General features: G+C 51.4%; 7 protein-coding genes. All 7 read left to right on the plus strand.

What is annotated here, in order from left to right; translation table 11 throughout:
• Window positions 1-984 (plus strand): type VI secretion system tip protein TssI/VgrG (gene tssI, locus ENI00_RS05205; protein WP_304099873.1); only part of this gene is annotated, 984 nt, incomplete at its 5' end.
• Window positions 969-1,817 (plus strand): DUF4123 domain-containing protein, encoded by an 849-nt coding sequence (locus ENI00_RS05210; RefSeq protein WP_304099876.1) that lies wholly within the window; start codon window positions 969-971, stop codon window positions 1,815-1,817. The genes tssI and ENI00_RS05210, both read left to right, overlap by 16 nt.
• A 9-nt stretch (window positions 1,818-1,826) precedes the next feature.
• Entirely contained in the window at window positions 1,827-3,878 is a 2,052-nt protein-coding gene (locus tag ENI00_RS05215; protein ID WP_304099879.1) for a LysM peptidoglycan-binding domain-containing protein, read from the plus strand.
• Window positions 3,871-4,821, plus strand: a complete 951-nt coding sequence (locus ENI00_RS05220; protein ID WP_304099882.1) for a formylglycine-generating enzyme family protein — start codon at window positions 3,871-3,873, stop codon at window positions 4,819-4,821. Before ENI00_RS05215 ends, ENI00_RS05220 begins: the two co-directional genes overlap by 8 nt.
• Before the next feature lie 344 nt (window positions 4,822-5,165).
• Window positions 5,166-6,098 carry a formylglycine-generating enzyme family protein gene (locus ENI00_RS05225; RefSeq protein WP_304099884.1) on the plus strand — a complete coding sequence of 311 codons (933 nt, stop codon included), beginning with the start codon at window positions 5,166-5,168 and terminating at the stop codon, window positions 6,096-6,098.
• The gene (locus ENI00_RS05230; RefSeq protein WP_304099886.1) at window positions 6,095-7,039 is read left to right on the plus strand and encodes a formylglycine-generating enzyme family protein; all 945 of its coding nucleotides are present in this window, start codon (window positions 6,095-6,097) and stop codon (window positions 7,037-7,039) included. Before ENI00_RS05225 ends, ENI00_RS05230 begins: the two co-directional genes overlap by 4 nt.
• A gap of 112 nt (window positions 7,040-7,151) precedes the next feature.
• Window positions 7,152-7,896, plus strand: a 745-nt coding sequence (locus ENI00_RS05235) for a hypothetical protein (RefSeq protein ID WP_304099888.1), incomplete at its 3' end; no start/stop codon positions are given.

Raw genomic sequence — 7,896 nt, forward strand, 5'->3', positions numbered from 1 at the left:
GTCCTAGGCAATCAAACCGCCGTGGTCACCGGCCCTGAAGGCGAAGAAATCCACTGCGATCAATACGGCCGCATCAAGGTACAGTTCCACTGGGACCGTCACGGCCAGGTCAATGACAAGACCAGTTGCTGGCTACGGGTATCAAGCAGCTGGGCCGGCGACCGCTACGGCGGCGTCACCATCCCCCGCGTCGGTATGGAGGTGCTGGTTTCCTTTCTGGAAGGCGACCCGGATCAGCCATTAGTTACCGGCTGTCTGTATCACCGGGAACACCCGGTTCCCTATGATCTGCCCGCCAATAAAACCCAAAGCGTGTTCAAAACCCTCAGCACCCCAGGCGGTGAGGGCTTTAACGAACTGCGCATCGAAGATAAAAAGGGCCAGGAACAGATCACTATCCACGCCCAGCGCAACTGGGACCAGAACATCCAGCACGACCAGACCATCCGCATCGGCCATGAACGCCACGACCGCGTCGAAGCCAACAGCTACAGCGAGTTTCTGAAAGAAGAACACCGCACCATCCACGGCGAGCGCAAAATCGAAAGCAAGTCCAACGATCACCTCACGGTCGGCACCAGCCAGCACGTCAGGATCGGCGCAGCGCACCTGACCAAAGCCGGTCGCGAGATCCATCTCAAAGCCGGCCAGAAAATGGTAATCGAGGCCGGTAGCCAACTGACGCTCAACGCCGGTGGGACTTTCATCACCATTGACGCTGGCGGCGTGAGCCTGAACGGGCCGGCCATCAAGATGAATGTGGGAGGCAGTCCGGGGAAAGGATCGGGCATTGCCATCCTGCGGCCCGCTTTGCCTGGAGGCGTTGACTCCGACGCGGCGGGTGCTAAAACGCAAAGGGCGCTCGCCAACGCTCCAGATCGCCTGCGTGAAGTTGCAGAGGATGATTTACTGTTAAGTGCCCAATGCCATCGCCAGCCGGACGGGTCATGTTCACTGGAGGTCTGCCCATGCACGAAGGGCTGAGTCACCTCAACCCCAGCATTCTCGCCGCCATTACGGCTGAATCGGCTAATCTACATTTGTTACTTGACGGGGCGCTCATAGACGCACCCAAACTCGTCTATGGCCACGACGATGCTCCCAGGGTAGAGCAACTTTACCGTGGTACTCGCCATGAAAAGGCGCTAGCGGTCAGTCCTTATCTCGCAAAACCATCAGCAGGTTCCCGTTTATGGGCGATAAAAGACGCATGGCAGTTTAAAGGCATCCTGTTAGCCACCAACGCCAGCTTCGAACAATTGGCAGATCATCTACGCAGCCTGATTAGCATGAGTCTACCTTCAAGCCAGCTGGCCTATTGCCGCTTTTATTCTCCACAGTGGTTGGTCCGTTTGCTACGCAGCACAACTCCTGAAGATTTCATTGCGCTATCGGGTCCTATCAGTCAATGGATAGCCCGTACGGAAGACGGCTGGCTGAGTATGAAGCCAGCTGCGGCGGGGCAGTCCAGGCGGGCTGAAGAAGAAGGTTGGTTTAGCTTGCGGCAAGATCAACTTGATCTGTGGGCTGAAGAAGAACATCAGAAGTTCATTGAGAGAGCTGTTAGCCATCTTCGATGCGAGGACAAGCAAAGCGCTGCGGGTAAACTGCAGCGTCAGCACATAGTTAAGCTGACAGCCATGGCGCGCGAAATGGGTTTCATCCAGGAACATCACTGCCTCCATTACCTTGAACTGGCGTGGCGCTTTCCCAACGATATAACCAATCAAAGCCTCTCAACGCATTTCGGAAATCAAAGCTCTTCACCCGGTCAGCGGTTACAGGAAGCTGAACGCCACCTTTTTGGTCTGGTTTAGGAAAAAGTCATGGAATACATCGTAAAGTCAGGAGACAGCCTGAGCCTCATTGCCCGGGCAAACAGCACCACAATAGCTACGTTGATGCGTTTAAATCCGAATATCGAAGACGCCAACCATATTCACTCCGGCCAGATCGTTCAGTTACCTAAAGAAGCCCCTCGGCGTGAAACCCGGGCGGTCGGGCAGGTTGCCGATTGCAGTGAGTGCGCAGACGACTACGTGGACCTGCTTCACCAAGCAGATGAGCAGATACTAATGCCACTCACAGCAGCCCAACAGAGGGAGTTTGAGCAAGAGGAAGCTGTTCTGGAGCAGCTTATCCAGCAATTTTATGCAGGTCTCAATGGCGCAGAGGAAACCATTCTCGACCACAAAAAGACCTTTATCGAGAGATTTGAACAAGAGCGCATTATTGATCAGAGCAAACCTTCGGAACCCATGCGTCTGACCGAAATTCGCAGGGTGAATGGAAATCGCCATTATGCTTATGTGCGCAAGGACAGCGGTTGGAAACGCCATCGCAGCTACAAGATAGACGCTCAAGACAAAGCACGTGCCAAGGGCTGGTTCGATCCAGCAACTGGCAAAGTTGATCCCGGCAAATTACGTGACACCATCGCCAAGGACTTGCAAAGCCCCACCTTCAAGGTGGCTATCCATGAACAATTTCTAGACTGGTGTTTGCTGGAGTGGCAAAGCAATCCAAAAGAATGGACGCCCGTTGAGGGTATGGCTCCGATCGTAGTTGGCGCCGAAGCCCAGGCAATGCGCTTTGCCATGGGCGCGAGCCTGAGCTCAGGCTATGACCCAAAAACCATGAGTGCTCACTTGGCCGGAAAGGTCAGTGCAAGTGCCAGTTTGGTTGAGGGCAAGGCCAACGCAGTCACAGTGTGGCCAGCAGAAGAAGACTGCGAATGGTTTATTCGTTACAGGGACGAGAATAATCAGATTCAACGCCAGACTCTGGGCAAGTTCCGTACGCAGGTCAAAGCAGAGCTTGCCGGCTTTGCCGGTGCCAGCGCTCTGCTATCGGCTGACCTTCATGTAGACATGAGTGAAGGCATTCCTCGCTTGCGCGGCGCGAGTGGAACACCTCAAGCGCAGCGCCATAAGCCAGGCAACCCCGCTTCAGCTCAAGCTAGCGCGTTCGCTGGAGTGCGGGCCGACGGCAAGCTGGAAGGCAGTATCGAGTGGAAAGATACGCTTGAAGAAACCCCCGTTTGGAAGGCGTTATGCATGCTCGGTGTCGGTGGGGGTGTGGCTCTGGGGTTGGGGGCAGACGCAATGGTTGAGATTAAATGGAGCCCGCGAACACACAAGTTTTTTTTCAACGTACGTGCAGGCGTTGTGGTGGGAGGTGGTGCTTCCGGAGAGGTCGGAGCCGAAGTCAATGCGGGAACCTTCGCTTCCATGATCCGTTGTGTTTACAACTCTCTTTTAGAAGTGGATTTTAAAAAACTGGAAGATATCGATGACATGGCTTTCAGCCAGCTTTGCCATTTCGCGGTCTACGGTATTTTGACAGGGGCTACAGTTGCCAGAGCCGCAGCCCTTTTTGGCATGCAAGCCGCTGATGATATCAACCAGACCATCGATCTCTTGGTGACCGGCCACCAAACATCCATCGCAAAAGAGCAACTAGCGATCAAAACTGCAATAAACATATTGAGTGACTTTGAAAGTGAGAATAGCGGTTGGCTGAAGTACGCCCCGCCAGAAGTCAAAGGACGTCTGCTGAACATAATGTGCTTCGATTACGGCCCTACTTTTTGGGATTTTTACAGAGCAGGTCGAAATACTAGAGAGGAAGCCATATTGACGCTACTGAAAAGCAGTCAAAGCTGGCGAGACTATGAAGAGATTGTTACCCGAATGAACCCAAAAGGCGAAAAGGGAAGCTTTACTTTGAACCGCAAACGCTTGCAAAACTTGATGAGGCTCTTTCCTTATTTTGAGTTAAAAGTTATCGAAGAGAAATTAATGTATACCAGAGCAGTAGCCAACGAACCTGTCCAAATCGGTCGCTACGCAAAGTCAACGGGGAAGCAGTATGCGTAAACGCTTGATTAGCTACACATTGCCAGTTCTGGTGGTGCTCATAGGGTGCCAGCCTAATAAATCCACACAGCAAAAAAATCTTGGTCAAAACTCGGTGCAAGCAGTCATAAACGGTGCCATTGCTAACCAAATATATATCGAAGGCGGCACCTTCATAATGGGAGATTTTGGCGCGACTGGAAATGACGGCATCTGGCGGCCTTATTTCCCTCCGGCTTTCGAAAAGGACAAGGCGCATCAAGTTACGTTGACAAGCTATTCTCTCTTGAAATACAAAACAACTTGGCACGAGTTTGATACTTACCTGGCAGCCGAAAATATACCTGCTGTTCATGAAGCCTTCGGAGATGAATGGTCTAGGGAGCCATTCGATCAAAACAGCGAAAGCCGACACTATATTAAGAATCCCGCGCAAGTAACTTGGCAAGAGGCAAAAAATTATTGTTTGTGGCTGGGTAAACACACGGACTTAGCCTTTGACCTGCCAACGTCAGCACAACATGAGTATGCCGCTCGCAATCGGGGCAGCAAGGACTGGTTGTATGCGACGCATGATGGTAAGGCTATCAACACATCATCCGATCCCTATGGAGACGTAGTTTACGATAACGGCTCAATAGGCCCGGTTGGCACACGCCTCCCAGCCAATCCGTTGGGTTTGTATGACATGGCAGAGAACGCCCGTGAATGGGTTAACGACTGGTATTCAGAAACGTATTACAGTGAAAATCCAGAAATTGTTGATCCTCAGGGTCCAGAAACAGGGACAGAAAAAGTGCTTCGCAGCTTAGGGCTCGGCTCATTGACCTTCAGCTTTACCCGTAATGGAGTCCCTGAGAGATTGGAAAACCCCGTTAACGAAGAGCACAGGCTTTTGGTTAAGGCGGGATTTCGCTGTGCCGTGCAAAGCGCAGAGCCTGTGAGTCAAGCGGTCCAAAATTGATTTTGGCTGTAAATAGTCAAGAAGTTATCCGCCCCCGGAATACCGATGCCGCTAAGGCATCGGTCGCTGGAAAACCTGCTGGATATCATACGCTTCCCGGAGATCAAAGGCCATTGCAGACATATTGTGTTTTGGCTTTGAATCACGCCCGGATATCCTCTGGTATCGGGAAAGAACAGCCGTGAAAGGCAGCTTTAGCGCAAACCGTCGACGGCTTCATGATTTGATGCGGTATTTTCCATCGAGACAGTTAAATCAAATTGAAGAGAGTCTTAGAGATACAGTCGCAAGTGCGAACCAACCAGTACGCTTGGCGCGCCATGTTCAAGTTACGGGAAGGCGTTATGCGTAAATATGCTTGGACTCTGATTTTATTGTCTACTCTGAGCCCGATAGGCGGTTGTAAGCCTATTAGCTCTAACGTGCATGACTCGGAGATTAAGCGAAACGTCGAGAAAATACTTGCAGATGCACTGGTCAATCAGGTGTTCATTGAAGGCGGTACGTTTGTGATGGGTGATTTTGGCGTAATTGGTGAAGATGGTGTCTGGCGTCCTTATTTTCCTCCCGCCAATGAAATCAACAAGGCGCACAAAGTTACTCTGTCAAATTATTCAATTGCTAAATACAAGACAACTTGGGAAGAATATGACAGTTATCGGCTGGCTAGCGGAAAATCTGTCATTGTTGCGCTCGATGATAGAGGCAGACACCGCCCTCCCTATGATCAAAATCCTTCCAGCTATGAATATATAAAAAGACCCGCAGAAGTTACATGGCAGGAAGCAAAAAACTACTGTTTTTGGTTGGCCGAGCAAACGGGTTTGCTGTTTGATCTTCCTACCTCAGCACAATGGGAATTTGCTGGGCGTAATCTTGGGAGGAGAGACTGGGTTTACCCTACTCATGATGGAAAGCCTGTAGATAATTCCAGCGCTTATGCTAAAGCTATCCGAGATCAAGGGAGAACGGGCCCTGTGGGGACGCGGCTCCCGGCAAATCCTCTGGGCTTATATGACATGGCTGAAAATGCGAGAGAGTGGGTTAATGATTGGTTTTCAGAGAATTACTACAGCAAAAGCCCTGAAACTAATGATCCTCAAGGCCCTCCTGACGGAACTGAAAAAGTACTGCGCGCTCTAGGAACGGGCTCGTTGAATTTTAGTTTTTCCCGCTTCGGAGCTCCTGAACGACTTCCTGACGGGCTCAAGACTCCAGGCGGCTTCCGCTGCGCCGTGCAGAGCCCTGAGCCTGCGACTCGGACTCTCCTCAATTGATTCATTCACTATCCAGGCTCATCTCCATTGCGCTGTTGCCGCCAATGGTCACGCTCTCCGGCTGCAATCCTGATGACCCCAGCTGGGACGAAAACTCGGTCGAAAAAAATATCGTTGAAATCCTTGCCGGCGCTACACACAATCAGATGTTTATCGAGGGCGGCAGTTTTACCATGGGCGACTTCGGCGCGACTGGAAATGATGGTATCTGGCGACCTTATTTCCCCGCCACTGCGGAAAAAAACAAAGCTCACGAAGTAACCCTGTCGAGCTACTCATTAGCAAAGCATAAAACCACATGGTATGAGTTCGATACGTACCAGCTTGCGACCGGAAGCCCGATCGTTGTCACGCTTAGTGACGAAGTGTTTTCGCGCGATCCTTATGATAGGGACCCGGAAAGTTATGAGTACATCGAAAAGCCCGCAGAGGTTACGTGGCAACAAGCAAAAAGTTACTGCCTATGGCTTGGCGAGCAAACAGGGCTCGCTTTTGATCTGCCCACTTCAGCGCAGTACGAGTTTGCAGCCCGCAATAGGGGCAGTAATAAATGGTTGTTTGCAACGCATGACGGGAAGCCTGTGGACAGCATCGATCACCCTTACTACGATGCCATTTATGAAACAGGAGGCAGAGGGCCTGTAGGTAGCCGTTTACCTGCCAATCCGCTCGGGTTATACGATTTGGCAGGAAACGGCAGAGAATGGGTTAGCGACTGGTTTTCCGAAACATATTATAGCGAGAACTCCGAGATAACTGACCCTCAAGGCCCGGTAAAGGGGACTAAAAGAGTGATACGTGCTTTGGGGGTAGGCTCGTTGAACTTTAGCTTTTCCCATATAGGTAGGTCTGAAAAACTTTCTGATGGATTCTTGGTTCAGGAGGGCTTCCGGTGTGCAGTGCAGAGCCCTGAACCGGTAGCTCGGATCTTCCGCAATTGACCCATTCAAGATCAAGATTAATTCCCATTCTGCTGCTTCCAGCAATTATGCTCTCCAGGCAGCAACGGTCGGGTATCGCCAGCGTACATCAGCCCACGGAGACCCGGCGTTCATGAGGCTCATAAAACATTTTGCTTACTGTCTACTCTTGCCAGCCGGCATCGTAATGGCTGAGGTGCCACGCCAGGAGTGTCTGGGACGACTGACCTTTGATGTGCCGGAAGCCATTGAATGGGCCACCTACGATGCCGGTCGAACTTTCAGAATATCTACTGGTGGGGGCCATAACTTCAGTTCGAAGGTAACAGCCAAAGGTGATCTGAGTGCCTATGATTATCACGGTCTGGTAGTTTATGTCAGCGATGTTGTGGAGCGCTCAGAGTTTGATTCCGCTGCTCGCTATCGGAAAGGGACGGGCTCACTTTATCAAGATGAATTACGGGAAGATATCAAGATAAAGCGGTTCCGACTCAGTGAGTTTCCGGGTATGGGATATAGCCAAGAGGTCATCGCGAGCTTGCAGGAAGAGATAGAGGAACTGGAAAAAAAGGTCCCTCTTGCCGAAGTAATCGAACACGATCTGGGCATTCCCGACGCCTATTTCCTCGGCGGTCAAATCGCCCCGACAGAAGCTTATCTGTATCGCAATCAGCGTGTTTATTATTTTTCCATGGGCAAAGCCGACAGGAATTCTGCCGAGTATTTCAAGGACCTTGTCTCACGCTTCCAGCCTCGCGCACTGTACGAAGTGCCCGAGGGGCCGGGCATCTGCATGCCGTACGGCTTTATTGCCGATGATGGCAAAACCGCCTACTCCATAAAGAACAGCCTGCGCTTTACCAGCACGCCGAACGTGA

The organism is Marinobacter antarcticus (assembly GCF_011049865.1).
In the GTDB taxonomy this organism is placed as follows: domain Bacteria; phylum Pseudomonadota; class Gammaproteobacteria; order Pseudomonadales; family Oleiphilaceae; genus Marinobacter; species Marinobacter antarcticus_A.